The sequence below is a fragment of the Streptomyces sp. NPDC002680 genome (assembly GCF_042889145.1).
Classification (GTDB): domain Bacteria; phylum Actinomycetota; class Actinomycetes; order Streptomycetales; family Streptomycetaceae; genus Streptomyces; species Streptomyces adonidis.
This window is the reverse complement of the sequence record NZ_JBIAQP010000022.1, coordinates 24,659-48,689: the sequence shown is the minus strand read 5'-3', so window position 1 is coordinate 48,689 and position 24,031 is coordinate 24,659. Positions and strand designations below refer to the sequence as shown.

General features: G+C 70.7%; 22 protein-coding genes. 14 read left to right on the top strand and 8 right to left on the bottom strand.

What is annotated here, in order from left to right; all coding sequences use genetic code 11:
- Nucleotides 1-29: 29 nt before the first annotated feature.
- From ACFYXF_RS42475 to ACFYXF_RS42465, 3 genes are all read left to right on the top strand, one after another.
- Complete coding sequence (locus ACFYXF_RS42475) at nt 30-827, top strand: SDR family NAD(P)-dependent oxidoreductase (protein ID WP_389357944.1); 798 nt, start codon at nt 30-32, stop codon at nt 825-827.
- Between the two features lie 40 nt (nt 828-867).
- Nucleotides 868-1,407: a GNAT family N-acetyltransferase gene (locus ACFYXF_RS42470; RefSeq protein WP_389357942.1), complete on the top strand. Its 540-nt coding sequence runs from the start codon at nt 868-870 to the stop codon at nt 1,405-1,407.
- Nucleotides 1,408-1,608: 201 nt separating this feature from the next.
- Entirely contained in the window at nt 1,609-2,097 is a 489-nt protein-coding gene (locus ACFYXF_RS42465; protein WP_389357940.1) for a hypothetical protein, read from the top strand.
- Nucleotides 2,098-2,151: 54 nt separating this feature from the next.
- Here the strand turns inward: ACFYXF_RS42465 and ACFYXF_RS42460 are convergent, their stop codons facing one another.
- Entirely contained in the window at nt 2,152-3,165 is a 1,014-nt protein-coding gene (locus ACFYXF_RS42460; RefSeq protein WP_389357938.1) for a hypothetical protein, read from the bottom strand.
- Between the two features lie 128 nt (nt 3,166-3,293).
- Nucleotides 3,294-4,769, bottom strand: coding sequence for a beta-1,6-galactanase (locus tag ACFYXF_RS42455; RefSeq protein ID WP_389357936.1), 1,476 nt, complete (start codon nt 4,767-4,769; stop codon nt 3,294-3,296).
- Between the two features lie 233 nt (nt 4,770-5,002).
- Here ACFYXF_RS42455 and ACFYXF_RS42450 point away from each other — a divergent pair, with 233 nt between their 5' ends.
- Nucleotides 5,003-5,764: a class E sortase gene (locus ACFYXF_RS42450; RefSeq protein WP_389357934.1), complete on the top strand. Its 762-nt coding sequence runs from the start codon at nt 5,003-5,005 to the stop codon at nt 5,762-5,764.
- A 27-nt stretch (nt 5,765-5,791) separates the two neighbouring features.
- Here ACFYXF_RS42450 and ACFYXF_RS42445 read toward each other — a convergent pair whose 3' ends face one another.
- Nucleotides 5,792-7,204: an MFS transporter gene (locus ACFYXF_RS42445; protein ID WP_389357932.1), complete on the bottom strand. Its 1,413-nt coding sequence runs from the start codon at nt 7,202-7,204 to the stop codon at nt 5,792-5,794.
- A 69-nt stretch (nt 7,205-7,273) separates the two neighbouring features.
- Between ACFYXF_RS42445 and ACFYXF_RS42440 the strand changes: the two genes are divergently transcribed.
- The 4 genes from ACFYXF_RS42440 to ACFYXF_RS42425 all read left to right on the top strand — a co-directional run bounded on the left by ACFYXF_RS42440 (nt 7,274) and on the right by ACFYXF_RS42425 (nt 9,980).
- Entirely contained in the window at nt 7,274-7,801 is a 528-nt protein-coding gene (locus tag ACFYXF_RS42440) for a winged helix-turn-helix transcriptional regulator (protein WP_389357930.1), read from the top strand.
- Nucleotides 7,802-7,855: 54 nt separating this feature from the next.
- Nucleotides 7,856-8,173 (top strand): DUF6412 domain-containing protein, encoded by a 318-nt coding sequence (locus tag ACFYXF_RS42435; RefSeq protein ID WP_389357928.1) that lies wholly within the window; start codon nt 7,856-7,858, stop codon nt 8,171-8,173.
- A 113-nt stretch (nt 8,174-8,286) separates the two neighbouring features.
- Nucleotides 8,287-9,042 (top strand): YidC/Oxa1 family membrane protein insertase, encoded by a 756-nt coding sequence (locus ACFYXF_RS42430; protein ID WP_389358276.1) that lies wholly within the window; start codon nt 8,287-8,289, stop codon nt 9,040-9,042.
- Nucleotides 9,043-9,122: 80 nt separating this feature from the next.
- Complete coding sequence (locus ACFYXF_RS42425; protein WP_389357926.1) at nt 9,123-9,980, top strand: fumarylacetoacetate hydrolase family protein; 858 nt, start codon at nt 9,123-9,125, stop codon at nt 9,978-9,980.
- Here the strand turns inward: ACFYXF_RS42425 and ACFYXF_RS42420 are convergent.
- The 4 genes from ACFYXF_RS42420 to ACFYXF_RS42405 form a co-directional block, all read right to left on the bottom strand.
- Nucleotides 9,967-11,466, bottom strand: coding sequence for a condensation domain-containing protein (locus tag ACFYXF_RS42420; RefSeq protein WP_389357924.1), 1,500 nt, complete (start codon nt 11,464-11,466; stop codon nt 9,967-9,969). The two genes, ACFYXF_RS42425 and ACFYXF_RS42420, sit on opposite strands and share 14 nt — an antisense overlap.
- Before the next feature lie 155 nt (nt 11,467-11,621).
- Nucleotides 11,622-12,485 carry an LLM class F420-dependent oxidoreductase gene (locus tag ACFYXF_RS42415; RefSeq protein WP_389357922.1) on the bottom strand — a complete coding sequence of 288 codons (864 nt, stop codon included), beginning with the start codon at nt 12,483-12,485 and terminating at the stop codon, nt 11,622-11,624.
- Nucleotides 12,486-12,549: 64 nt separating this feature from the next.
- A complete protein-coding gene (locus tag ACFYXF_RS42410) occupies nt 12,550-13,095 on the bottom strand; it encodes a heme-degrading domain-containing protein (RefSeq protein WP_389357920.1) in 546 nt (181 codons plus the stop codon).
- Nucleotides 13,092-14,183, bottom strand: coding sequence for a Gfo/Idh/MocA family oxidoreductase (locus ACFYXF_RS42405; protein WP_389357918.1), 1,092 nt, complete (start codon nt 14,181-14,183; stop codon nt 13,092-13,094). The genes ACFYXF_RS42410 and ACFYXF_RS42405 overlap by 4 nt, the downstream gene beginning before the upstream one ends.
- A gap of 48 nt (nt 14,184-14,231) precedes the next feature.
- Here ACFYXF_RS42405 and ACFYXF_RS42400 point away from each other — a divergent pair, with 48 nt between their 5' ends.
- The 6 genes from ACFYXF_RS42400 to ACFYXF_RS42375 all read left to right on the top strand — a co-directional run bounded on the left by ACFYXF_RS42400 (nt 14,232) and on the right by ACFYXF_RS42375 (nt 20,479).
- Nucleotides 14,232-15,377: an ROK family protein gene (locus tag ACFYXF_RS42400; RefSeq protein WP_389357916.1), complete on the top strand. Its 1,146-nt coding sequence runs from the start codon at nt 14,232-14,234 to the stop codon at nt 15,375-15,377.
- A 617-nt stretch (nt 15,378-15,994) separates the two neighbouring features.
- A complete protein-coding gene (locus ACFYXF_RS42395) occupies nt 15,995-16,732 on the top strand; it encodes a hypothetical protein (RefSeq protein ID WP_389357914.1) in 738 nt (245 codons plus the stop codon).
- A 105-nt stretch (nt 16,733-16,837) separates the two neighbouring features.
- Nucleotides 16,838-17,617 carry an HAD-IIA family hydrolase gene (locus tag ACFYXF_RS42390; protein WP_389357912.1) on the top strand — a complete coding sequence of 260 codons (780 nt, stop codon included), beginning with the start codon at nt 16,838-16,840 and terminating at the stop codon, nt 17,615-17,617.
- Between the two features lie 114 nt (nt 17,618-17,731).
- Nucleotides 17,732-18,319: a hypothetical protein gene (locus ACFYXF_RS42385; RefSeq protein WP_389357910.1), complete on the top strand. Its 588-nt coding sequence runs from the start codon at nt 17,732-17,734 to the stop codon at nt 18,317-18,319.
- A gap of 6 nt (nt 18,320-18,325) precedes the next feature.
- Complete coding sequence (locus ACFYXF_RS42380; RefSeq protein ID WP_389357908.1) at nt 18,326-18,994, top strand: class F sortase; 669 nt, start codon at nt 18,326-18,328, stop codon at nt 18,992-18,994.
- 453 nt (nt 18,995-19,447) lie between these two features.
- Nucleotides 19,448-20,479, top strand: coding sequence for a glycoside hydrolase family 6 protein (locus tag ACFYXF_RS42375; protein ID WP_389357906.1), 1,032 nt, complete (start codon nt 19,448-19,450; stop codon nt 20,477-20,479).
- 111 nt (nt 20,480-20,590) lie between these two features.
- Here ACFYXF_RS42375 and ACFYXF_RS42370 read toward each other — a convergent pair whose 3' ends face one another.
- Entirely contained in the window at nt 20,591-23,986 is a 3,396-nt protein-coding gene (locus tag ACFYXF_RS42370) for a S8 family serine peptidase (protein WP_389357904.1), read from the bottom strand.
- Between the last annotated feature and the right edge of the window lie 45 nt (nt 23,987-24,031).

Here is a 24,031-nt window from a genome sequence, read left to right as displayed (position 1 = left end):
CTTTACCTCCGGCAACTACCTTGTCCGCCATGACAAGCACCCCACAAAGCGACGGCCGATCCCCCCACCCCCTCACCGGCAAGGTCGTCGTCATAACCGGCGCCGCCCGGGGCCAGGGCGCCGCCGAAGCCCAAGCCCTCGCCCAGGCCGGAGCCACGGTCGTCGCGACCGACGTACGCCCGGACGGCACCGCCACCGGAACCGGCGACTGCCGGAAGCTCGACGTCTCCAGCGAGGCCGACTGGGCCGGCCTCGCCGCCGAACTCCGGGACACCTACGGCCACATCCACGGCCTCGTCAACAACGCGGGCGTCATTCAGCGCGACCGCCTCGGCGACGTACGTCCGGACGACTTCGCGTACGTCCAGTCGGTGAACACCGTCGGGCCGCTGCTCGGCATCCAGTACCTCGCGCCGTTGATGCCGCCCGGCTCGTCCATCGTGAACGTCGGGTCGTCCGCCTCGCTCACCGCGTACTACCCCGTGGCGTACACCGCGAGCAAGTGGGCCCTGCGCGGGGTGTCGAAGATCGCGGCGACCGAGTTGGGGCCGCGAGGCATCCGCGTCAACACCGTGCACCCGGGCTACATCGAGACCGAGATGACCGCGGCCGCCACCCCCGCCTTCCGGGAGGCGATGTTCCGCGAGACGCCGCTCGGGCGGAGCGGCACCGTCGACGACATCGCGCCCCTCGTCGTCTTCCTGCTCTCCGACGCGTCCTCCTTCATCACCGGAACGGAGATCCCCGTGGACGGCGGCCTCACCGCGCACGGCGGGGTCAAGTCCGTCTCGGACGCGATGAGGTCGAACGTCCCTGACCAGCCGTAGCCGCCGACGCCCCGACAGGCGTGCGATAGGTTCGTCCGCCATGACTGGACTCGGAACCGTCGCCTGGCCACCTGCCCCGATCAAGACCGAACGGCTCGTGCTCCGCGAGTCCGAGGCCCGGGACCGTACGGCGTTCATCGAGCTGTTGGCCTCGCCGGAGGTGCACACCTACCTCGGCGGCCCCCGGTCGCCTGCCGAGCTCGAACGTGAGATGCCCGAGGTGCCCGAGCGGTGGCCCGGGAGCTTTGTCGTGGATCTCGACGGAGCGATGATCGGCCAGATCCTGCTCAGGCGAGCGACGGAGCACCGTCGCCCGGCAGCCGCCGGGAAGGCCGATCTCGGCTATCTGTTCCTGCCGTCGGCGTGGGGATTCGGGTACGCCGCCGAGGCGTGTGCGGCGGCACTCGGCTGGCTCGCCGACGTGCTTCCCGGTGAGCCGGTAGTGCTCACCACCCAGACCGCCAACGTCGGCTCGATGCGGCTCGCGGCGAAGCTGGGGTTCACCGAGGTGGAGCGGTTCGAGGCCTGGGACGCCGAGCAGTGGCTCGGCATGCGGTCCCCGGTCACGCCGTCCGGCTGAGCCAGGCGCCAGGCCAACTCCCTTCCCCGAGCCGCCAGTACGCCGTCCCACCGATGTCCCGCCGGACCGGCGGAAACGCGAGGTCACCCCGCGTCCCGGTGTCCCAGCGTCCCACCGGGCCGCGATCCCTTGCCGGGCGCGGAAGGCCCCTGCCAGCGTCGCCGTCGTTCGCGTCACCGGACTGGAAGGGGAACACCACCCGTGAAACGACTACGCCGTATCTGTCTCGCCCTGGCCCTCGCAGCGGGCCTGTCGCTCACTACCGCCGGCGTCTCGACAGCGGCTCCCGAAGCCGCGGTCGACTGCCCGGACCCGGGGACGCGGTTCAAGACGCCCACCACTGGCGACAGGGTCTTCCTGGTCGGTCCGTCGGAGTTCCTGTACTACATCCCCAACCAGACCGTCTATTTCGACCTGTGGGGGACCTGGGACGACATCGTCACCCTCGACCGGTCGGCCTGCAACAAGCCCGCGTACGAGTTGACCAACGGCCACTTCCGCCAGTTGAGGGGCAGCGACGCCGTCTACATCTGGGACGCGACCTGGGACGACCTCGGTAGGGCGAACCGTTGGCGCCGGATCGCGGACTGGACCACCTTCACCACCAGGTACCACTTCGACCCGACGGCGATCTATGTAGTCGACAAGCAGTCGGACATTTTCCCCATAGCCGATCCAACCTGGACATAGAGGGGAAGGTGGGGTGCTTCCCTGCGGGGGAGGGAAGCACCCCATCAGACCGACCTACAGCCGCCCGTGACACCCCTCATAAGCCGCCCCCGACCCACACCAACAAACAGCCCCCCGCTGAGGAGGCCACCCCACAGCCTTTCCCCGCGCCGCCAGCGTCGTCGCGTACTGCGGCAGCAGCTCCGCCTCCCCCGGAGACGCCCCCTCCGAGGCCGCGAACGCCTCGTAGGAAGGCACCGTCCCTGTCACGATCCCCAGGTTCGCCGTGCCGGAAGCCGCGAGCTCCCTCAGCGAGGCCTCTATCGTCGCGAGGTGTTCCTCGTGCGAGGGGTACTCCTCCGCCAGGGCCGGGTACGCCTCCACCAGCTCCGCCAGTTCGTCCGCCGGCCAGTGCAGTACCGCCACCGGGAAGGGGCGGGACAGCGCCTCCCTGAACGCGCCCAGTTCCGCCCGCAGCCGCGAGATCTCCGCCTCCAGCTCCGCCGGGTTGTCCGAGCCGAGGGACCAGACCCGCTTCGGGTCGTGCAGCTCGTCCAGCGACACCGACGAGGAGTGCAGCGTGTCCGCCAGGGTGTCCCACTCGTCGTGGGGCACGCCCAGCATCCGGCGTACGCGGTGGCGGCCGTACAGCAACGGGTGCGTCGAGTACGGGGGTTCCTGCGCGTCCGAGACCAGCAGTCGGGCCGCTTCCGTGAACGTCTCCTGGGCCGCCTCCAGCTCGTCGTGCGATTCCAGGGACTCCGCGACGATCACCCAGGGCGCCGGGTCGCGCGGGGCCTCGGCGCGGACGCCGTCGATGATCGCCCGGGCCTCCGCCTCGTGGCCGTACTCCCACAGGTTCGAGGCCTTCAGGGCCCGGATCAGGTGAGGGGTGTCGAGGGTGGCGGGGGATTGCAGCAGGCGGTCGTACAAAGCCGTCGCGGCAGGGCGGTCGCCGGCCAGTTCCAAGTGGGCCGAGGCCTGCAGGAGCAGGTGTTCGGCGTCCTCGGGATAGAGACCGGCGGTCCGCTCCAGGCGGGCCGCTTCGGCGATGTGGTCGACGTTTTCCGCAGGCGTGTCGGGGCGCATGAGATCACCGTACTGCCGACGACCGACAAAGAAGAGGGGCAGCCGAGGAGCGGTCACCGTGAGGGAAGGCGCCGGGAACGGCACCTTCCCTCAGCAGTGACTCGGCGCTCGCTCCTACGCGCCGGCCCTCAGATCGTCACCCCGTCCACCTGCAACGTCTGCACCGCCCCCGCCGCGAACGGCACCGCCACCGTCTTACCGCTCAGATACCTGTCCGAGCGGGCCGTGTAGAGGTCGCCTCCGCCTCCCGTCACCGTGTTCCAGCGCGGGACCAGGCCGCCCGAACCGCCCGTCACCGTCGTGAAGTTGGAGAGGTTGAAGGTGAAGGTCTGGGCCGAGGTGGAGGTGTTCACGGCCACTATCACCAGGCGCTTCGCGCTCGCGTCGTACGCCGCCACCGCGTAGCTGACGCCCGTGTCGAGGATCGTCATGCCGGGGCGGATGTGCCGGCTGAACTGGGCCATCACATAGTGCTTCGTCTGGACCGTGGTCGGCTGGAGCGTGCTCGGGTTGTACGCGATCATCGCCCAGCCCGCCGTCGGGTCCATGACCTGCCAGTAGACCCATGCCGTGGGGTGCAGCCAGCGGAAGTCGTAGCAGAGGTTCGACGCCAGGGTCAGACCGGTCGCGTCGCCGTCGCCCGTCTCCGAGTTCCACAGCTTCTTGCCGGACGTCGTCACCACGTCCGAGTAGAGGAGGTCGCGGCGGCCACCGGACCCCTGGTAGCCGTGTACGTTCACCTGGTTCACCAGGGCCTTCGTCGACGATCCGAAGGCGGCCCAGGTCGAGCGGGCCGTGTCGTAGTTCGTCTCGTCCGAGGCCGAGATCTTCACGCCCGTCAGGCCCCGGGCGTTCAACTCGCTTCGCATGTACGGGAGTACGGCCGCCTGCACCGACGCGTCCATGTGGCAGCCCTCCTGCGTACCGGTGGCCGTCCACCAGCTCGCCGAGGGCTCGTTGAACGGGTCCACGGTCGCGAAGTTCACGCCCCAGTTGTTCTTCGCGTAGAGCGCCACGGCCGCCAGGTGCGAGGCGTGCTGGCGGTAGTTCCAGGTCTGGAGGTTGTTGCCGCCGCCCGAGGCGCCCGACGGGTTGTGGTTCGAACACATCCACCACATGGGCGAGTTGGCGAACAGCTCGGTCGTCGCCCCGCGCGCCACCGCCTTCGTCAGCGCCGCGCGCTGGGTCGCGTCCGCCGTCCAGTCCCAGGCCGAGGACGTCGGGTCCTCGTTGTTCCAGTCCTGCCAGTAGCCCTCGATCTGCTTGTACGAGGGGATGTTGGCCGACGCCACCATGCTCTCGCCGTTCACCGAGTTCCAGCTGCACGCGCCGAGGTTGTAGCGGGCGATGTTCAGCCCCAGACCGGGCAGCGAAGTCCCGTTGTACGTCACCGACTTGGTGGTGAAGAAGAGGTCCGCGAAGTCGTCCCGGGCGCCGAACACATTCGCCCACCAGGCGAGCGAGGTGCCCCAGCCCTCCCAAGTCCCGTACGTCGTACCGGGGGTGACCGAGATGGTGGCGTCGGCTCGCGCGGTGCCCGTGGCCAGGGCACTGCCGAGGACCGTGCCCCCTGCCGCGGCCAGCAGGGATCTGCGTCGGATCATGGCTTCTCCGTCCGGAAACTGACCTGTCCCGTTCATGCCATCAGGAAGCATCAGGTGTGGTAGGCGAGGTTGTCGAGAGTTGTGACACCCCTTTCTAAAACCACTGGACAAAGGGGGCTCACAGGGAGCGGACGGACAGCGTCCGGGTGCGGGTGCGCGCGGGCCTGGTGACTTGGCGGGGTCTGCCCTATCGTGCGGGCCGGCGTCCCCATCGTCGCGAAGGAGTCGTACGCATGTGGGCTCGGGCTCGTCGCCGCGTGATGTGGACCTGCGGCGAACTCCTCGTCACCCTCGGTACCGTCCTCGCGCTTCTCGTCGTCCACCAGCTGTGGTGGACCAACCACCAGGCCGAGCAGGGAGCCCAGCGGGAGGTACGGGCACTGGAGCGGGAGTGGGCGGACCCCGGCAGCCCGGAGAGCGGCTCCCCTTCGGCAGACTCCACCAACTCCTCCAATCCGCCCGGTTCTTCAGGGTCCTCCGGTACCGCCCGTCAGGACAGCGGCACCACCCGTGCCAGCAACTCCCGCTCTTCCACTCCCAGTTGGTCCCAGGCGTACGCCATCCTCCGCATCCCCCGCCTCGGCCTCCGCGTCCCCGTCGCCGAAGGCGTCAGCAAGTCGCGCGTCCTCAACAAGGGGTACGTCGGCCACTACCCCGGCACCCAACAGCCGGGCCAGGCAGGGAACTTCGCCCTCGCCGGGCACCGCAACACCCACGGCGAACCCTTCCGGTACATCAACCGCCTGCGGCACGGCGACGCCGTCCAGGTCGAGACGGCCGACGCGGTGTACTCGTACACCGTCGATCGCAAGATCCCGCAGACGTCCGCCCGGGACGACGGGGTGATCCAGAAGATCCCGCACTCCCTCGTGAACCCGGCGAACGGCTACCGCGCCCCCGGCTACTACCTCACCCTCACCACCTGCACCCCGGAGTACACCTCCCGGTACCGCCTGGTCGTCTGGGGCAAGCTCACCCGCATGCGGCCCAAGTGACGTGGGCCCAAGGGCAGTTCGGGCAGGTCACGCCGTGGCGCCCCGCTCCCGGAACGCCACCACGCTCACCGCACCCACCAGCGCCAGCCCCGCCGACACCCCCATCGCCACGTCCGCCCCGTGCGCGAGCCCGCCCGCCGACGTGGCCAGGGCGATGGTCAGCGCGACCCCGGCGCACGAGCCGACGTACCGGAACGTCTGCTGCGCGCCCGACCCCATCGCCGCCCGCGCCGCCGGTACGGACTCCACGGCCAGCAGGGGCAGCGCCGCGTTGAGCAGCCCGTTGCCCACACCGCCGATCACCAGACCCGGCAGCAGCCGTACCCACGAGCCGGCGTCCAGCGCGCCCAGCATCGTCAGGGCCCCGGCCGCGTGCAGGCCGAACCCGATCGACAGCTGCGCCCGCGTGGGGACCCGGCCCGCGAGCCGCCGTGCCTGGAGCGCCACCGCGAACGACAGGCCGGACCAGAGCAGGAACAGCCACGCCGTCTCCATCGCGGACAGGCCGAGCGTCTGCTGGAGCAGCGCCGGCAGGAAGCTGAACAGGCCGATCACCGCGAGCCCCGCGAACAGGCCCCCGGCGGAGGAGGCGAGGAAGCGCGGCCGGCGCAGCAGGCCGAGGTCGATCATGGGGTGAGCGGACCGGCGTTCGACGGCCACGAAGGCGCCGACCAGCAGCACGGCCGCCGCGAGCAGTGCGGCCACCTGCGGCCGCAGCCAGCCGTCCCGGCCCAGCGTGAGCGCGGCCACCAGCGCGACCAGGGCGGCGCCGAAGGTCACCGCTCCGGCCAGATCGGGCCGGCCGCCGCGCGGGGCCCGGGACTCCGACAGGGCCCGCGAGGCGAAGGCCCCGACGATCAGCGCGGCGGCGCCCAGGACGCCGTACCCCATGCGCCAGGACGGCAGTGACCCCGCGACCAGCGGGCCCAGCGCGATGCCCCCGGCCACGAACGCGCCCCACACACCCGTGGCGTGCAGCCGGCCGCGCGGGGTCGGGAACGCGTGCACCAGCAGACCGAGGCTGCTCGCGAGGATCGCCGCGCTCGCCCCGCCCTGGGCGATCCGGGCCAGCGTGAACAGCCAGGTCGAGGAGGCGAGGGCGCCGAGGGCGGTGGTGACACCGAGGGCGAACGCGCCGGTGAGGAAGATCCGGCGGCGGCCGTAGTCGTCGGCGAGGCTGCCGGCGACCAGGAGCAGTGCGGCGAGCCCCAGCGGGGTGCCGTTGAGCAGCCAGGCCTGGGCGGAGAGCGGGGTGTGGAGGGCGGCGGCGGTCTCGGGCAGCGTGACCATCGGCGCGGTGTATGTCATCAGGGCGACGGCGGTGGCCGCGCTGGTGAGCGCGAGGGTGGCCCGGGGGCGCACGGGAGACTCCACCGACCCTTCCACGGGGGCTTCCGTCGGGGACGCGACGGTGACAGTTCGTTCATTGAACCTTGGCATGCCTCGAACCGTAGCATCGTAGGTTCATTCACTGAACCAAGAATCCGAAAAGTGGTTACAGTGGTCCCCATGGCACTGGGCAAGGACTACGCGACACAGGAGTGCTCGGCCGCCCGGGCGCTGGAGGTCGTCGGGGAACGCTGGACACTCCTCGTCATCCGCGACGCGCTCTACGGCGTACGGCGCTACAACGACTTCCTCGTCCACCTCGGCATTCCACGAGCCGTCCTGGCCGCCCGCCTCCAGATGCTCACCGCGGAGGGCATCCTGGAGAAGCGCCGCTACCAGGAGTCGCCGCCCCGCGACGAGTACGTCCTGACCGAACGCGGCATCGCTCTCTGGCCGACCCTGCGCACCCTCTCCGTGTGGGGCCGGGTGCACCTGACGCAGACCCAGCTGCGCTACTTCCGGCACGCGGCCTGCGGCACCGAACTCGGCCCGTACGGCGAATGCCCCGCCTGCGCGCTCGTCGTACCCGTCGAGGACGTCGAGATGACCCCCGGACCCGGACTCGACCAGAACCCCACGGATCCGGTCAGCCGGGCCCTGCTCAAGCCCAGGCGGCTCCTTCAGCCGATCGAAGCGGATCCTGTATAACCGACAGAAGACAGCCGACAGACAGATCTGGGTGTACGAGAGGAGGAGCCGCCGATGATCCGGACCCGGGCGCATGTGAACCCGCGTCCCGTCGCCGTGCTGCTGCTCCTGCTCGTCGAGGTCGCGCTGCTCGACGCCGGCAGCCTCTCCGCCGCCGTCGCCCTCGCGGCGACCGCCGCTGCCGGGTCCGCGTTCGCCGCCTGCTCGCTCATCGTCGCGCGCAGCGCGCCCGCGGCGCCGCCCACCCGGGTCCGTACGGCCATCCGTGACCGTGCCCGCCGTACGGCCTTCCTGCCGCAGCGCGATCCCGACGCCCGCGGCCGCACCCGCCCCCGCGCCCCTGGATCCGCCCTCCCGGCGACCACCGCGTAGGGCACACCACCGACACCGACCACCGGTGACCCCACGCGGGTCGTCATGCCGCCATCTCCTGTTGCCCGGCACGACGAGACCCCCGGAGGGCTCACCTCACCATGTCCGCGTTCCTGTCCGCTTTCGCCAGTCTGGTCGGCCATCTCGCCGACCTGCTCCAGCCCCTCTTCCACGCCTCCTCGGCCGCCGCCGCGATCGTCCTGTTCACCGCGTTCGTACGACTCCTCGTGCACCCCCTGTCCCGTGCGGCGGCGCGCGGACAGAAGGCGCGCGCCGCGTTGCAGCCGAAGGTCGCCGAGCTGCGGAAGCGGCACGCGAAGGACCCCAAGAAGCTCCAGCAGGCCGTCATGGCGCTGCACGCCGAGGAGAAGGTCTCGCCGCTGTCGGGATGCTTCCCGAGCCTGTTCCAGCTGCCCGCGTTCTTCCTGCTCTACCACCTCTTCTCCAACCCGGAGATCGGCGGCGAGGCCAACGGACTCCTCACCCACCGGCTCTTCGCCGCGCCCCTCGGCGACCGGTGGGCCGACGCGCTCGGCGGTGACGGGATCCTCGGGGCCGCCGGGCTCGTCTACGTCGGACTGTTCGTCCTCGTCGCGGCCGTGGCCACCTTCAACTACCGGCGGATGAAGCGCGTGATGGCCGTCAACCCGGTGTCGGTGGACGCCAGTGGCGGTGAGGCGGTGCCCGGGCTCGCCTCCGCCACCAAGTTCATGCCGTTCATGTCCTTCTTCACGCTCTTCTCCGTGGCCGTGATGCCACTGGCCGCCGCGCTGTACATGGTGACCAGTACGACGTGGAGCGCCGTCGAGCGGGCGGTGCTGTACCGCTGGCAGCTCGCGCCGCGGGCCGGTGCGCAGTCCAGTACGTGAACCGGGTATTGCGGACGGCACGCTGACCTTGGAGGATCGACCAGTCCTCCGATGACTGGTGACCGAGGGAGAGAGCGACCATGAAGCTGCTGCGAGTCGGTACGGCGGGGTCGGAGCGGCCCGCGCTGCTCGACGCCGAGGGAACCCTGCGGGACCTGTCGGGGATCGTCCCGGACATCGACGGACCGCTGCTCGCCGACGACGCGGCGCTCGGCCGGATCCGGGCCGCCGCCGACGCCGGTGAGCTGCCCGCGCTGGACGCCACCGGGCTGCGGATCGGGCCGCCGCTGGCCCGTATCGGCAAGGTCGTGTGCATCGGGCTCAACTACCACGACCACGCCCGCGAGACCGGCGCCGAGCCGCCCGCCGAGCCGGTGATCTTCTTCAAGGCGGCGGACACGGTCGTCGGGCCGTACGACACGGTGCTCGTGCCGCGCGCCTCGACGAAGACCGACTGGGAGGTCGAGCTGGCGGTTGTCATCGGACGTACGGCCCGCTACCTCGGCTCGCACGAGGAGGCGCTCGCGCATGTCGCCGGGTACGCGGTCGCGCACGACGTGTCCGAGCGGGAGTTCCAGCTGGAGCGGGGCGGGACGTGGGACAAGGGGAAGAACTGCGAGACGTTCAACCCGTTGGGGCCGTGGCTTGTCACCTCGGACGAGGTGGGGGATCCGCAGGGGCTGGCTCTGCGGTTGTGGGTGAACGGGGAGTTGAAGCAGGACGGGACGACCGCGGAGCAGATTTTCGGCGTTGCCGAAGTCGTGCGGTACGTCAGTCAGTTCATGACCTTGTATCCGGGGGATGTGATCAATACGGGGACGCCGGCGGGGGTTGCGTTGGGGGCGCCCGAGCCCAAGCCGTTCCTGCGGGCGGGGGATGTTGTCGAGTTGGAGATTGAGGGGCTTGGGCGGCAGCGGCAGGAATTCAAGGACGCGTGAGGGTTCTTGTGGGTCGTTCGTCGGCTGCGGGCCGGTGGGGGCTTGTCGCGCAGTTCCCCGCGCCCCTGAAGGATGCCTGCCGCGCCGCCGTTGAGATGATCAGGTCCCTCAGCCGGTCGACATACAACCGCATGTTCTTCTGTGCCACGTCCGTGTCCGGGTAGCGGGCCGCGAACTGGAGGCCCTCGTGGAGGCGGGTGGTCCAGGCGCAGACCTGGTCGCCGTACGACACCCGGATCAGGCCGTACGCGTTCAGGTCCTGCCAGTGCTCCGAGCCCGGGACGTCACGTGTGTCCACGAAGGAGACGATCGAGTACAGGTCCGGTGAGGTGGGCCGGAAGTCGGAGCCCAGGAGCTTCAGTACGCGGGCGATGGGCATCCTCGACAGGGGCCGTTTCGCCCGCAGCGCGGTGCGGACCAGGTCCAGGGCGCCGTCGAAGTCCGACACCTGGCCCACCGGGATCTCGATCGGCGCGCCGCCCACGTACCAGCCCACCGAGTCCGACCACTCGGACCTGGCCCGGGTGTGGAAGGGCACGACCGTGCGGTAGACCTGTACGCCGCTGATCTCGCGCACGATGAGCGCGGTGGCCGCGAGGATGCCGACCATGCTGCCGCCGTACGGACGGCAGTACGCCTCGAACGCCGCCGCGTCCGCGTCGTCCGTGAGCCAGTCCCGCATCAACTTCTGTGTGGGCAGCGGCCCTTCGGGGTCGAGGCCGAGGTCGACGGGGAAGTTGGGCAGCCTGCCGTCGCAGCGGGCGATGAACTTCCGCCAGTCGGCGACGATCGCGTGCGTCTCGTCGATCCCGTCGGCGTGCGTACGTTCGGTCGCGCAGAAGTCGACGTAACTGGCGACCGGCGTCGAGTCCACCGCCCTGCCGGCGAGGCCGGCCGTGTAGAGCTGGTGGATCTCGTGCGGGATGCGGAAGACCGAGTACGAGTCGACGTTGGTATGGTCGAACGCCATGTAGATGCTGGTGCTGTCGTCCCTGACCACCGCGCTGTAGATGAAGTTCGGCCAGGCCAGCGCGTCCGCCGCGATGTCGAACCGGTCCTGCAGATAGCGCGGCAGCGCCGCCCCGTCCTGGAAGTCGCCGACGTCCTCGCGGTGCAGGACGACGGCCTCGGGGGAGAGGGTGAAGCGCCGCAGTTCGTCACCTAGGGGGCTGCACGGGGCCGGGTCGGTCCAGCGGAAGCCGCTGCGCAGGGTCTCGTGGCGCAGCGTCCAGGCCCGCAACGCGCCCTGGAGGACGTCGAGATCGACCCGCCCGGGGATGTCGAAGGCCGTGCCGAGCCAGGTCGGCACGAACAGGCCGTCCTCGCGCACCGACCGCGCGGTCCGGACGTGGGCCTCCTGTACGTACGCGGGTGGCCGGGCATCCTCGGGCAGCCCGGCCACGGTTTCGACGGTCGTCGGATGCAGGGTCCAGGTCACGAGCCGTCCGGGCCGGATCTCGCAACGCTGGATATCGGTGATTCGCACGGGACTTCTCCGTTCGCATGCGTGTCACCGGGCTCCTGGCTCTCGCCCGATGACACGTGCAGACCAACGACCGGATACATCCGGAGGAAACGCCACCGCTTCAGGGTTGGGCAGATCCCCTTCAGTCCCTTACGTCTCGCTCACGTCTCTCCCGGTTACTTCAGGAGGTCGGCCAGACGGCGCCAGCCGTCGCGGGGGAGGGCGTCCCGGGGCCGGTCCTCGACGACCTGGAGGGTGACGTGGTCCGCGCCCGCGGTGAGGAAGGCGTCGATCCGGCCGCGGATCCGGTCGTCGTCGCCCCAGGCGTACACCGCGTCGATCAGGCGGTCGCTGCCGCCGTCCGTGAAGTCGCTCTCCGTGAAGCCGATGCGCAGGAAATTGTTGGTGTAGTTGGGCAGCCCCAGGTACATGGAGAGGTAGTCGCGGGCGGTCGCGCGCGCCCGGTCCGGGTCTGTGTCCAGGACCACCTTCAACTCCGGTGCCAGCAGCGGGAGTTCGCCCAGCGCCTCGCGGGCCTGGGCGGTGTGTTCGGGGGTCACGAGGTACGGGTGCGAGCCGGCCGCGCGGTCCCGGGAGAGCTTCAGCATCTTCGGGCCGAGTGCGGCCAGTACCCGGCGTTCGGCGGGGTGTCCGGCCGCGTCCAGGGCGTCCAGGTACTCGACCATCGTGGCGTACGGGCGACCGTACCGCTCCGTCAGCGGGGCGTGGCTCACTCCGAGGCCGAGCAGAAAGCGGCCAGGGTGGGCCGTCTCCAACTCCGCGGCCTCGGACGCCGTTTCGGTGGCTCCGTACTGCCAGATGCTCTGGATGCCGGTCGCCACGACGAGCCGCGAGGTCGCCTCGACGAGCGGAACCGCGTGCCGTACGCCCGGGCTGCCGCCCAACCAGAGGGCGCCGAAGCCCAGTTCCTCCAGTTCGGCGGTGGCCTCGGCGCGCTCGGTGAGCCCCTCGGGGTCCTCCGAACGCAGCCCGAAGTTCCAGATGCCGTACCGCCCGAGGGTTTCCTTCAATGACGTCATGTGCAGTCCCAACCGGAGGCTCCCTCGGGATAATTCCCGACGCACGGGCCCCGCTGCATGGTGGCTAGACCTTGAGGAAGGTCTCCAGTGCCTCCACCACCATCCGGTGGTCCTGGAGTTGGGGCAGCCCCGACACCGTCACCGACCCGATGACACCCACGCCCTCGACGGTGATCGGGAAGGAGCCGCCATGGGCCGCGTAGACGTCCGGGTCGAGGCGGGAGTCGTCCTCGAACGTCGTGCCCTTGGCGCGGAACCGGGCGCCCACCAGATAGGAGGAGGCGCCGTAGCGCTCCACCACCCGGCGCTTGCGGTCGATCCAGGCGTCGTTGTCGGGGGTCGAGCCGGGGAGGGCGGCGTGGAAGAGCTGCTGACCGGCCCGGTGGATGTCGATCGCCACCGGCGCCTGCCGCTCCCGCGCCAGCTCCACCAGCAGCGAACCCAGCGTCCACGCGTCCTCGTGGCCGAACTGCCGGAACACCAAGTGCCGTTCCTGCGCTTCGAGTTCCTCGATGCTGGGGGTGAGTTCGGGCGCGATGCGCGGTCCGAGGGAAGGCTGGCCGCCCGCCTTGTGTCCGCCGGTCTTCTGGCTGTGGCTGTGGCTGGTCATCGCAGGGTCACCGTCACCTTCTCGTTCGCGGAACGCCGTGCCGCTTCCAGTACGTCGAGCGCGGCAGCCGCCTCCAGGGCGGTCACCGGGTTGGGGCCACCGTCGCGCAGGGCGGCGGCGATCGCCGAGTAGTACTTCTCGTACGAGCCGGGCAGTGTCGGCTCAGGCCGCCCGCCACCGGTCAGCGGGGACTCACCGGATCCGACGCGCCCCCACATGTTCTCGGGTTCGAGCCCCCAACCGGCGTCACCAGGCCCCCCGCCCGCCTTCAGGGCGTCCTCCTGCGGGTCGAGGCCGTACTTCACGTACCCGGCGCGGGAGCCCAACACCCGGAAGCGAGGACCGAGTTGGGCGGTGGTGGCAGACACATACAGATGACTGCGGACGCCACTGGTATGGGTGAGCGCGATGAACGTGTCGTCGTCGGTCTCGGCGCCCTGGCGGCGGATGTCCGTCTCGGCGTACACGGAGGCGACGGGGCCGAAGAGGACGAGGGCCTGGTCGACGACATGGCTGCCGAGGTCGTACAGGAGCCCGCCGATCTCCGCCGGATCGCCGGACTCGCGCCAGCCGCCCTTGGTCTGGGGCCGCCACCGCTCGAACCGCGACTCGAACCGCCATACGTCACCCAGCTCGCCCTCGGCGATCAGCTTGCGGAGCGTCCGGAAGTCGTGATCCCAGCGGCGGTTCTGGAAGACGGAGAGGAGCAGTCCCTGCTGGTCGGCGAGGGCGGCCAGGTCACGCGCCTCGGCGGCCGTGCCCGCGACCGGCTTGTCGACCACGACCGGGAGGCCCGCCTTGAGGGCGGTGGTCGCCAGCGGTACGTGCGTCTTGTTCGGGGAGGCGATGACGACCAGGTCCAGCTCGTCGGCGCGGGCGAACAGGTCGTCGGGCGTCGCGGCGATCCGTACGTCCGGGAAACGGGCGCGGGCCTGGGCCTGCCGCTCGGGGTTCGCGGTGACGACCGTGTCGAGGACGAGGCCCTCGGTGGCGGCGATCAGCGGGGCGTGGAAGACGGAGCCCGCGAGGCCGTAGCCGACGAGGCCGATGCGGAGGGGGGTGCCACTCGGGCCGGGGGTGCCAGTCATGGTGTCCACTTTGGCAACGCTGTTGCCAAAGTGCAAGCAGCGGGGAAAATGGTTCACGTGAACAGGACGAGCGCCGCTACGACCACCACCGGCACCACCGGCACCACCGGCATCGCCACGGCTCCCGGGGCGAATCTGCTCGCTCTGCGCAGTCACAACACCGCGCTGGTGCTCGATCTGCTCCGGACGGCGGGCCCGGACGGCATCAGCCGCCTCGAACTGGCCGAGCGGACCGGTCTCACCCCCCAGGCGGTCAGCAAGATCACCGCCCGGCTGCGCACGGAGGGCCTGGCCGCGGAAGCGGGGCACCGCGCGTCGACGGGTGGCAAGCCGCGCACGGTGTTGCGCCTGGTGCCGGAGGCGGGGCACGCGGTCGGTGTCCACCTGGACCGGGACGAGGTGCGGACGCTGCTGGTCGATCTCACGGGGGCGGTGGTGGGGGAGCGGTTGGCTCCGCTGGACCTGGGGGCGGGGGCGGACGTGGTGGTGGAGGGGGTGGCCGGGGAGGTGGAGGCACTGCTCGGCGGTGGGCCGGAGGATGTCCTGGGGGTCGGTGTCGCGCTCCCGGGCCCGCTGGATCACGCGCGGGGTGTGCTGCACCGGGTGACCGGGTTCCCCGAGTGGGACGGATTCCCGTTGCGCGACGAGTTGGCGCGGCGTCTGGGGGTGCCGGTGGCCGTGGACAAGGACACGAACGCGGCGGCGCTCGGGCTGGCGGTAGGGGGCGAGGGTGGGTCCTTCGTGTACCTGCACCTCGGTACGGGGCTCGGGGCGGGGCTGGTGATCGGCGGGGCGTTGCACCGGGGGGCGCGGACGGGGGCGGGGGAGTTCGGCCACCAGGTCATCCAGCTGGACGGGCCGCTGTGCGGGTGCGGGGACCGGGGGTGCATCGAGGCGCTGTGTCTGGGGGCGGTGGCTCGGGGGGAGCTGGACGAGGCGGCGCGTGTGTTGGGCGCCGGCGCCGCGAATCTGGTGGGGCTGCTTGATATCGACCGGGTGTTGCTGGGCGGGCGTACGGTCGCCGCTGATCCGGAACGGTTTGTGCGGGGGGTTGCGGCGGTTGTCGCCGAGCGGGCTCGGCGGGAGGGGGTGGATGTGGCGGTGCCTGTAGGGGTTGCTTCTGGTGGGGTGCGGGGGGTTGCGGTGGGGGCGGCCCAGTTGCTCCTTGCGCCGGTGTTCGGGCGGGCGGAGTAGGGGGTTGTTGGTTGTCTGCGGCCCGGTGGGGGCTGGTCGCGCAGTTCCCCGCGCCCCTAAAGGCGGCCGGTGGGGGTGATCGTGGAGTTCTGCGCGCCACTGGAAGACGGGCCGGTGGGGGTTTGTCGTGTAGGTGCCGTGCGCCGAAAGGCGGGCGGGTCGAGTCGGGGGTTGTTGGTTGGCTGCGGGCCCGGTGGGGGCTGGTCGCGCAGTTCCCCGCGCCCCTAAAAGCGGCCGGTGGGGGTGGTCGTGGAGTTCCCCGCGGCCCTGAAGGCGGGCCGGTGGGGGCGATCGTGGAGTTCCGCGCGCCCCTGAAAGGCGGCCGGTGGGGTGATCGTGGAGTTCCCCGCACCGTTAGAAGACGGGCCCGGTGGGGCCTGTCGGGTTTGTGTGGTGCAGCGACTGGCGGTGCGTGTGTCCGCGGGTGGGCTGGCGGGGGGTGCCTGTGAACTTCGGGCGGCTGGGGCGCCCCTTTAGGGGCGCGGGGAACTGCGCGACCAGCCCCCACCCGGCCGCAGCCGGACACTCAAGGCCCCTGCGCCGATCAGGCGCATTCGTGTGGTCGTTCGGAGCGGTGTCGTCTGCCGTCCCTGTTGCACCGGCATGGTCATGTGTTCATGCGACTGTGTATCTGTGTGATCGTCACCGCGCTCCTCTCCGCCCCCGGGGGCCTGCCCGGCCCCGCCCACGCGGCCACCTGTGGTGCCGCCGCGGCCACCGACCGGGCCTTTCCCCTCACCACCCGCATTCACGGCGGGCCCGCCGCCTACCAAGCCGGTGGTGAGCCGCGGACCTGGCGGCTCGACCTCACCAACAACACCGCTCACCCCTGCACGGACATCCACCCCGTTCTCGTACTCGTCGACGAGCGCCGTGTCCTGACCGCGGGTCAGGCGCGGCTGGAGTTCTACGACGGGGAGCGCGCCCGCCCCTACCCCGTACGGTTCGAGGCCACCGACGCCGACGAGACCATCGGGGTCTTCGATGGGGACGGGTTCCCCGGGTTCACCGTCGGGCCCGGGCGCACCCTCTCCGTCAAGGTGCGCCTCGCGATCCGTGCCGACGCGGTCGCCAACGACGTCGTCGCCAACGCCGCCGTCGTCCAGCGGCACGCCGACGACGGCGACTGGGTCGGGCAGTCCGACGACTACCGGTTCAGGGTCGTCGTCGCCCCCGGACCGGCGGAGGCGGAGACAGAACCCGGCGTACAGTCCGCCTCGCCGTACGACGGTGAGCTGGCCGGCACCGGGCGCCGCGCCGCCGGTATCCGCCTCGCGGGCGTCGCGCTCGCGCTCCTGCTGACCGGCGGCGGAGTCCTGCTGCTCGCCCGGGTCCGCGGTGCGGGGCGGACGTAAACCGGCCATTCCCCCAAGATCCGGGCTGTGACAGGCTGGGCCCACGCGGCATTCTCGTACGCGTGTACGGCAGCGCAAACGCAGTGCAGGAGCAGGAGACCGGACATGGCAGACCGCAAGCCCATCGACTCGTGGCTCACCGACATGGACGGTGTGCTCATCCACGAGGGCGTGCCGATCCCCGGCGCCGACGCCTTCGTCAAGAAGCTGCGCGAGTCGGGCAAGCCCTTCCTGGTGCTCACCAACAACTCGATCTACACCCCGCGCGACCTGCACGCCCGCCTGCGCCGCATGGGCCTGGACGTGCCCGTCGACAACATCTGGACCTCGGCGCTCGCCACCGCCAAGTTCCTCGACGACCAGCGCCCCGGCGGGACGGCCTACGTCATCGGCGAGGCCGGCCTGACCACCGCCCTGCACGACATCGGGTACATCCTCACCGACCACGAGCCCGACTACGTCGTCCTCGGCGAGACCCGTACGTACTCCTTCGAGGCCATGACCAAGGCCGTACGCCTGATCGAGGGCGGCGCCCGTTTCATCGCCACCAACCCGGACGAGACCGGCCCCTCCGCCGAGGGCCCGCTGCCCGCGACCGGTGCCGTCGCCGCGCTGATCACCAAGGCGACCGGCAAGAAGCCGTACTTCGCGGGCAAGCCGAACCCCCTGATGATGCGCACCGGGCTGAACGCGATCGGCGCCCACTCGGAGACCAGCGCGATGATCGGCGACCGTATGGACACCGACGTCCTGGCCGGCATCGAGGCCGGGATGCGGACCTTCCTGGTCCTCACCGGCCTGACCGGACCCGACCAGGTCGAGAACTTCCCGTACCGCCCGTCCGAGATCGTCGACTCCATCGCGGACCTCGTCGACCGGATTTGAGCCGACCGGTACGGCCGTCCAAACCCTTCGGCACCCGTACGGAGCAGCCGTACCCGCTCCGGAGATGCGAACCGGCGTCCGGAGGAGGAGTCTCCAGGTGTCTGGAGGTTCACGATGGGTTCCATGCGGATCACTCTCTGTGCCGGTGCCGCGGTCGCCGCCGCGCTCACCCCTGCCACCCTGGCGTACGCCGCCGACGGGGGCGTCACGGTGACCCCGGCGTCCCCGGCCCCCGGCAGCGACGTACGGCTGGTCGTGCGCGGCTGTACGGGGAAGACGGGGACCGCGAAGTCCGAGGCGTTCGTCGCCGATGTGCTGCTCGCGGGGGAGGGGCAGGGCGGGGCGCTCGTCGGAGGGTCCCGTATCCGCTCCTCGCTGGTTCCGGGCACGTACAACGTCACCGTCGGCTGCGACGGGCAGAACGGCAAGGTGAAGGGCGTGATCGCCGTCACCGAGAAGTCGTCCCACACGGCTGAGGCGTCCCCGAAGCCCTCCGCGGCTGCCTCCGTTCCCGTTCCCGCTCCCGCCTCGCCCGTCGCCCCCGTGCCCGCCGGTGGCGGCGGTGCGGCCGACGAGCTGGCCGCCGATGCTCGGGGTGAGGGTCCCGGTACCCGGCAGGCCGTCGTCGGACTGGTCCTCGCCGGTGTGGCGGCGGTCGTCGTGGCGGTGCGCGGTGTCCGCCGGGGCCGTGGGACGGACTGAACCGCCATGTCCGACGACCGTGAACGGTCCTCCGGCACCGGGCGCCTGACCACCGGCGTCGCCTGGGCCCTGCTGCTCCTCGGGCTGTGGCTGTGGGGCCGCGAGGTGACCGACGTACGCCATGGCACAGCCGCGCCGACCACCGGTGACATCGCCGCCGTCGGCCGCCCCCCGGACGCCGAACTCCCGCCCGCGCACCAGCCGTTGAGCGGCGCCCTGCCGCAGCGCGTCGACATACCCCAACTGGGCGTACAGGCCCCGGTGGTGGCCCGAGGCCTCGACCGGCGCGGCGCGGTCGACCCGCCGCCCTTCGACCAGGCGGGCGTCGTGGGCTGGTACGGCTCCGGCACCCGGCCCGGGGCCGCCGGTACCGCCCTCCTCGTCGGACACGTCGACACCGAGACCAGGCCCGCCGTCTTCTACAAGGTCAGCACCCTGCGCCCGGGCGCGACGATCCGGGTCACCCGCGCCGACGGCAAGGTCGCCGAGTTCACCGTCGACGACGTACGGGTCCTGCACCGCGACACCTTCGACGCCCGACAGGCGTACGGAACCCGGCAGTCGGGCCGCGCGGAACTCCGGCTCATCACCTGCGGCGGTACGTTCGACCACGCCACCCGCACCTACACGTCGAACGTGATCGTGTCGGCGTATCTCACGGGCGCAGCCGTCTGACCCCGCCCTGCCCGGTCGACGACCCGCTCCCCCCAGAGCCGTCGACCGGGCTGGTCCTCGACCGCGCGCGCACGGGTTGCGGGAGTAACCCGGCGACCGGCGCGGGAGGTTCGGTGCCGCCCCTCAATTGCGGACGGTGAAGCACTGGCCGGGGGCTGGGGCCGTCTGAGACGACTGTAGAACGGATGTGCGCCCAGGCCTAGAGGGAGAATGACGCCAAGTCCCGGTCCGTGGCTCTGTGTTATCCACGCAGGTCGTAGATAGTTCTATGCCCGGTTCCCAGGTCGGTGTTCCGGCCTTCGGCGGTCGTGCTCCGACCCCGACCGAACAGGGTGTAACAGGTAGCCGACAAGGTACTGGTGAACTCGTGGGCCCCGGCCGCGTATGTCAGGATTGAGGCTTACGCCACTGCATCCAGGGGGGACCAGGACAGTGCACCCGAGGGGGAGTTCGATGTTCGGCAGTAAGGGGGCGTCCTGGGGGAGGGCGTCCATGGCGGTGCTGGGGGCGGCACTGCTGCTCACCGGTTGTTCCTCGTCCTCGGACAACGGGGACGGCGACGACCCGGCCAAGAAACCGGAAGCACTGATCACCCAACAGCCCAAGGGCACCAACCCGTTCTGGGTGAACCCGGACGGCAACGCGGCGGAACAGGTCGCCACGTACGTCAAGCAGGACAAGACCACGGACGCCGAGCAGATCCGGAAGATCGCCGAGCAGCCGACCGGAGAGTGGATAAGCCCGGAGAACCCGGAAGCGGAGGCCAGAGGCTTCACGGAGGCCGCGCAGAAGGCGGACCGCTCCGCACTCCTCGTCCTCTACAACATCCCGCACCGCGACTGCGGCCAGTACTCCAGCGGAGGCGCCGCCGACGGCGACACCTACCGCGCCTGGATCGACGGCGTCGCCAAGGGCATCGGCGACCGCGCGGCCACGGTGATCCTCGAACCGGACGCGGTCCTCCACCTCGTGGACGGCTGCACCCAGGACGAGTTCCACGAGGAGCGGTACGACCTGCTCAGCGGGGCCATCGACACCCTGTCCGCGCTGAAGAACACGAAGGTGTATCTGGACGCGGGGAACGCGGGATGGGGACACCCCGACCAGATCTTCGAGCCGCTGAAGTGGGCGGGGATCGAGAAGGCGGACGGCTTCTCGGTGAACGTGTCCAACTTCTACTCGACCGCCGAATCCATCGCGTACGGCAAGGAGTTGTCGGCGAAGGTGAACGGCAAGCACTTCGTGGTGGACACGTCCCGCAACGGGAACGGGCCGTACACCGGGGGCGAGCCGGACGAGAACTGGTGCAATCCGCCCGGACGTTCGCTGGGCGAGACCCCGACCGTGAAGACGGCGGACCCGTTGGTGGACGCCTATCTGTGGGTCAAGCGGCCCGGGGAGTCCGACGGGGAGTGCAAGGGCGGCCCCAAGGCCGGTCAGTGGTGGGCCGATTACGCGCTGAAGCTCGCGAAGGCGAGTGGCTGACCACGACCGGGTGACCAGGGCACGCATGACGTGAACTCGCCCGGGGCGGTGGTCGAACACCGCCCCGGGCGAGACCGGTTACCGAGATCTTTTGAGAGGTCCCGCGTCAGATCACCGGACGGTGAGGTAGGCGCGCTCGATCGTCTGGACCAGGGTGTTGCCCGAGTCGTCGGTCAGCTCGGCCCGCAGGGAGACGGAGCCGGGCTCGGCCGGGTGCTCCAGCGACAGACGGTTGCCGTCGACGGCATCGGCGGACTGCCAGGTGGCGCCTTCGTCGTAGGAGACCTCGAAGGCGAGCTTCGCGGGCTGGCGGCCGGCCGCCGCGCCCTCGATGCTGAAGGGCACCTCGAACCGCTCGCCCGCCTTCGCCGTGCTGGACAGCGTCAGTTCGGGGGAGAAGCGGATCACCGACACCGGCAGTGCGGTCGGCTCGTCCTCGGGGGTCTTGGCGGAGCGGAAGGTCCACTCCGTCCTGACACGGGTGCTGACCGGCGAGAGTCCCGGATCACGGGAGTTGTCCAGGGTCAGCCTGTACGTGCCCGTCTGTTCGGGAACGGTGAATTCGGTGATGCTGTTGGCCGGGGAGGAGCTGTGGGTGATCTCCTCGCCGTCGACCTGGAGCGAGCTCTCCGCCGAGGTGGATCCACTGCCGCTGTCGTGGTGCCCGGCGCCGTCGCCGAACAGCGGCAGATAGGCCGTGATGACATTCCCGGACCGTTCGATACCGGGCTTCCCCGTCACCACGGAGCCCACGGAACCCGCGGAGTCGCCCAGGGCCGGGCCGAAGACGCCGACGTTGAACCGCTCGGTGTGGTTCTGTCCGGCCTGCCAGGTCCTGGGCGTCCCGTTGAGCAGGTACTCGAACTCGCCCTCGTCGCTGCGCTGTTGCACGTCGAAGGACCATTTGACGCCGTTGTCGAGGAAGTAGTCGGTCGTGCGCAGCGGCAGGTCCCCCGACAGCAGGCCGTAGCGGCCGAAGGAGTCCCCGTCGGGCATATGGGCGTTCACCGTCACGTCGACGTCCTTGCCCGTGCCGGGCGAGCCTGCCTGGAAGTCGACCTCGGCGAGCTGATCCTGCTCCACCTTGGCGGCGAAGCCACCCAGGTCGCCGCGGCGGACCCAGGAGAGGTGGTAGGTGACCGGCCTGCCCTCGTCGTCCTGGCTTGTCCAGTCACCGGAGTACTGGGCGAACGCGGCTTCGGCGGGCACCTCGGGGCCGAGTTGCCCGAACCGTATGCCCTCGAAGGTCGGGAGCCAGTACCCGTCCGTGTTCGTGGGCATCCCCGCGGCCCGTGCGTAGCGGTACGCGACGGTGGCCTCGGTGTTCTTGGCCGTCGCGTCGGGCACGGTGATGTCCAACGGCCGTGCCTGCCGGGCGTCGACGGTGACGGTGGTGTTCTTGTCCAGGGTCAGCTTCGGCTGCATCAGCACGGACTGGGGGGAGGACGTGGAGTCGGGGTGGATCACCCCGGTGAGGCCGTAGTCGCCCTTGGGCAGCCGTACCGTGAGCACGCCGTCGTCCTCGTCAGTGTAACGGGTGTAGAAGTCCCTGTCGAGGCCCTGCACGGTGGTGACGGCGTCGCTGGTCGGCTCACCGTTCTCGTCGAGGTGTCTCAACGTCAGGTCGAACGACTCGACCTCGCGCTGCACCCCCACGGCGGTGCGCACCGCGACCTTGTCATCGGCCGAGACGGCCGACACCGAGCCGCCGAACGTGCCGTCGGCGCTGCCGGAACGGGTGTCCGCGGTCACGTCGACACTGGCCTCGCCGCCCGCCGGGACGGTGATCCGCTGCGGGGACACGGAGAACATGCCCTCGGCGGCGGGCTTGCCGTCCACCGAGAAGGCGTCGACCGACAGATCGAGGGTGACCGGCTCCGTACCGAGATTCTCGTAGGTGAGCTGCTTGGTCGTCGGGGTGTCGTCGCCGTGCGGCCACTGCTGCGCGCCGAAGTTGATCGGCTGCTGCTCGGTGACGACCTTCTGCTCCAGCGCCCGCGCCAGATCCGTACGGCCGGTGCCCTGCTGGAAGGAGCTGTACGTGCCCGGCTCGGCGGAAGCGGTGAGGACGGCCTTGATGCGCTCGCCGGTCCAGTCGGGGTGCTGCTGGGCGAGGATCGCGGCGGCGCCCGCGACATGCGGGGTCGCCATGGAGGTGCCGCCGATGGTGAGGTAACCGGGTGCCGGGGACGGCTTCGAGCGCTCCAGCAGGCTGCCCGAGGCCGCGGCGGCCGTGATGGCGGCACCGGGCGCGGTCAGATCGGGTTTGACCCCGCCGTCACCGACCCTCGGACCACGGCTGGAGAAGTCGCCGAGCTGGTCGGCCTTGTCGACGGCGCCGACGGTGAGCGCGGCGTCCGCGCTGCCCGGCGAACCGACGGTCCCTTCGCCGAAATCGCCCTCAAGACCCTCGTTGCCGGCCGCGATGACGAAGAGCGTGTCGGACTCGGCGGAGAGCCGGTTGACCGTCTCCTCCAACGGGTCGATGCCGGGGGAGTCCGTGCTGCCGAGGCTGAGGTTGGCGATGTCGGCGCCCTGCGCCACCGCCCACTCCATGCCCGCGATGATCCCGGAGTCCGAGCCCCAGCCGCCGTCGTCGAGGATCTTGCCGTTCAGGAGCTTCGCGCCGGGGGCGACACCCTTGTACTTCCCGCCGGACTTGGCGCCCGTACCGGCCGTGATGGACGCCACGTGCGTACCGTGCCCGAACCTGTCGGCCGTACCGGACTCGGAACCGGTGAAGTCCTGCTCGGCGACGACCTGGCTCGCGAGATCGGGGTGGGTCGTGTCGATCCCGGTGTCCAGCACGGCGACCTTGACGCCGGTGCCGTCGTACCCGGCGGCCCAGGCGGTCGGCGCGCCGATCTGCGGGACGCTCTTGTCGAGACTGGCCTTGCGCCGCCCGTCCAGCCACACCTTCTCCACGGCGGTCGAGGCGGTGAACGCGTCGGCGCCGGTATCGGTCACGGTGTCCCAGAAGTCGGTGCCGCGCTTCTTGACGGACCGCATCGCCTTGCCGTTGACGACGGGCAGCGCCCGGCCCATCCTCGCCCCGGCCCCGGTGAACGGGGTCATCGAGGGCGCCTTCTTGCCCTTGAACGTGACGATCAGCGGTACGTCGGTACGGCCCGCGTCGTCGTACCCGTCGGCGACCAGCTGGGTCACGTCGAACAGCCGGGCGTCCAACCCGCCCTGCGCCAGCAGCAGTTCGGCGTCACCGGGCACGACCCTGGTGTGTCCGTCGACCACTTGGACGGAGAACGGCACCCGCTCCCGGCCCTCCGCCCGCACCACACCGGTGACCTTCCCGGCACCGTCCACCGTGACCCGGTCACCAGTGATCAGCGTGACCGTCTTCAGCGGACCGGACTGGGAACTCCCGGTGGCCGATGTATCGACCGGGGCTCCCTGGGCGACCTCGCCGGGGAGGGCGGTCAGCAGCAGGGCGGTGGTGGCCAGCCCCGCCGCCGCGACGATCGCGCCTTTTCGTCTAGTGCCTAACTCCACCTGAGATGTCCTCTCGGTTCGTGATGGGGCGTTCGTAACTGCTCG

Coding starts and splice junctions, on each gene's coding strand:
- ACFYXF_RS42475 (WP_389357944.1), top strand. CDS start 30: ATGACAAGCACCCCACAAAGCGACGGCCGATCCCCCCACCCCCTCACC.
- ACFYXF_RS42470 (WP_389357942.1), top strand. CDS start 868: ATGACTGGACTCGGAACCGTCGCCTGGCCACCTGCCCCGATCAAGACC.
- ACFYXF_RS42460 (WP_389357938.1), bottom strand. CDS start 3,165: ATGCGCCCCGACACGCCTGCGGAAAACGTCGACCACATCGCCGAAGCG.
- ACFYXF_RS42455 (WP_389357936.1), bottom strand. CDS start 4,769: ATGATCCGACGCAGATCCCTGCTGGCCGCGGCAGGGGGCACGGTCCTC.
- ACFYXF_RS42450 (WP_389357934.1), top strand. CDS start 5,003: ATGTGGGCTCGGGCTCGTCGCCGCGTGATGTGGACCTGCGGCGAACTC.
- ACFYXF_RS42445 (WP_389357932.1), bottom strand. CDS start 7,204: ATGCCAAGGTTCAATGAACGAACTGTCACCGTCGCGTCCCCGACGGAA.
- ACFYXF_RS42440 (WP_389357930.1), top strand. CDS start 7,274: ATGGCACTGGGCAAGGACTACGCGACACAGGAGTGCTCGGCCGCCCGG.
- ACFYXF_RS42435 (WP_389357928.1), top strand. CDS start 7,856: ATGATCCGGACCCGGGCGCATGTGAACCCGCGTCCCGTCGCCGTGCTG.
- ACFYXF_RS42425 (WP_389357926.1), top strand. CDS start 9,123: ATGAAGCTGCTGCGAGTCGGTACGGCGGGGTCGGAGCGGCCCGCGCTG.
- ACFYXF_RS42415 (WP_389357922.1), bottom strand. CDS start 12,485: ATGACGTCATTGAAGGAAACCCTCGGGCGGTACGGCATCTGGAACTTC.
- ACFYXF_RS42410 (WP_389357920.1), bottom strand. CDS start 13,095: ATGACCAGCCACAGCCACAGCCAGAAGACCGGCGGACACAAGGCGGGC.
- ACFYXF_RS42405 (WP_389357918.1), bottom strand. CDS start 14,183: ATGACTGGCACCCCCGGCCCGAGTGGCACCCCCCTCCGCATCGGCCTC.
- ACFYXF_RS42400 (WP_389357916.1), top strand. CDS start 14,232: ATGGTTCACGTGAACAGGACGAGCGCCGCTACGACCACCACCGGCACC.
- ACFYXF_RS42395 (WP_389357914.1), top strand. CDS start 15,995: ATGCGACTGTGTATCTGTGTGATCGTCACCGCGCTCCTCTCCGCCCCC.
- ACFYXF_RS42390 (WP_389357912.1), top strand. CDS start 16,838: ATGGCAGACCGCAAGCCCATCGACTCGTGGCTCACCGACATGGACGGT.
- ACFYXF_RS42385 (WP_389357910.1), top strand. CDS start 17,732: ATGGGTTCCATGCGGATCACTCTCTGTGCCGGTGCCGCGGTCGCCGCC.
- ACFYXF_RS42380 (WP_389357908.1), top strand. CDS start 18,326: ATGTCCGACGACCGTGAACGGTCCTCCGGCACCGGGCGCCTGACCACC.
- ACFYXF_RS42375 (WP_389357906.1), top strand. CDS start 19,448: ATGTTCGGCAGTAAGGGGGCGTCCTGGGGGAGGGCGTCCATGGCGGTG.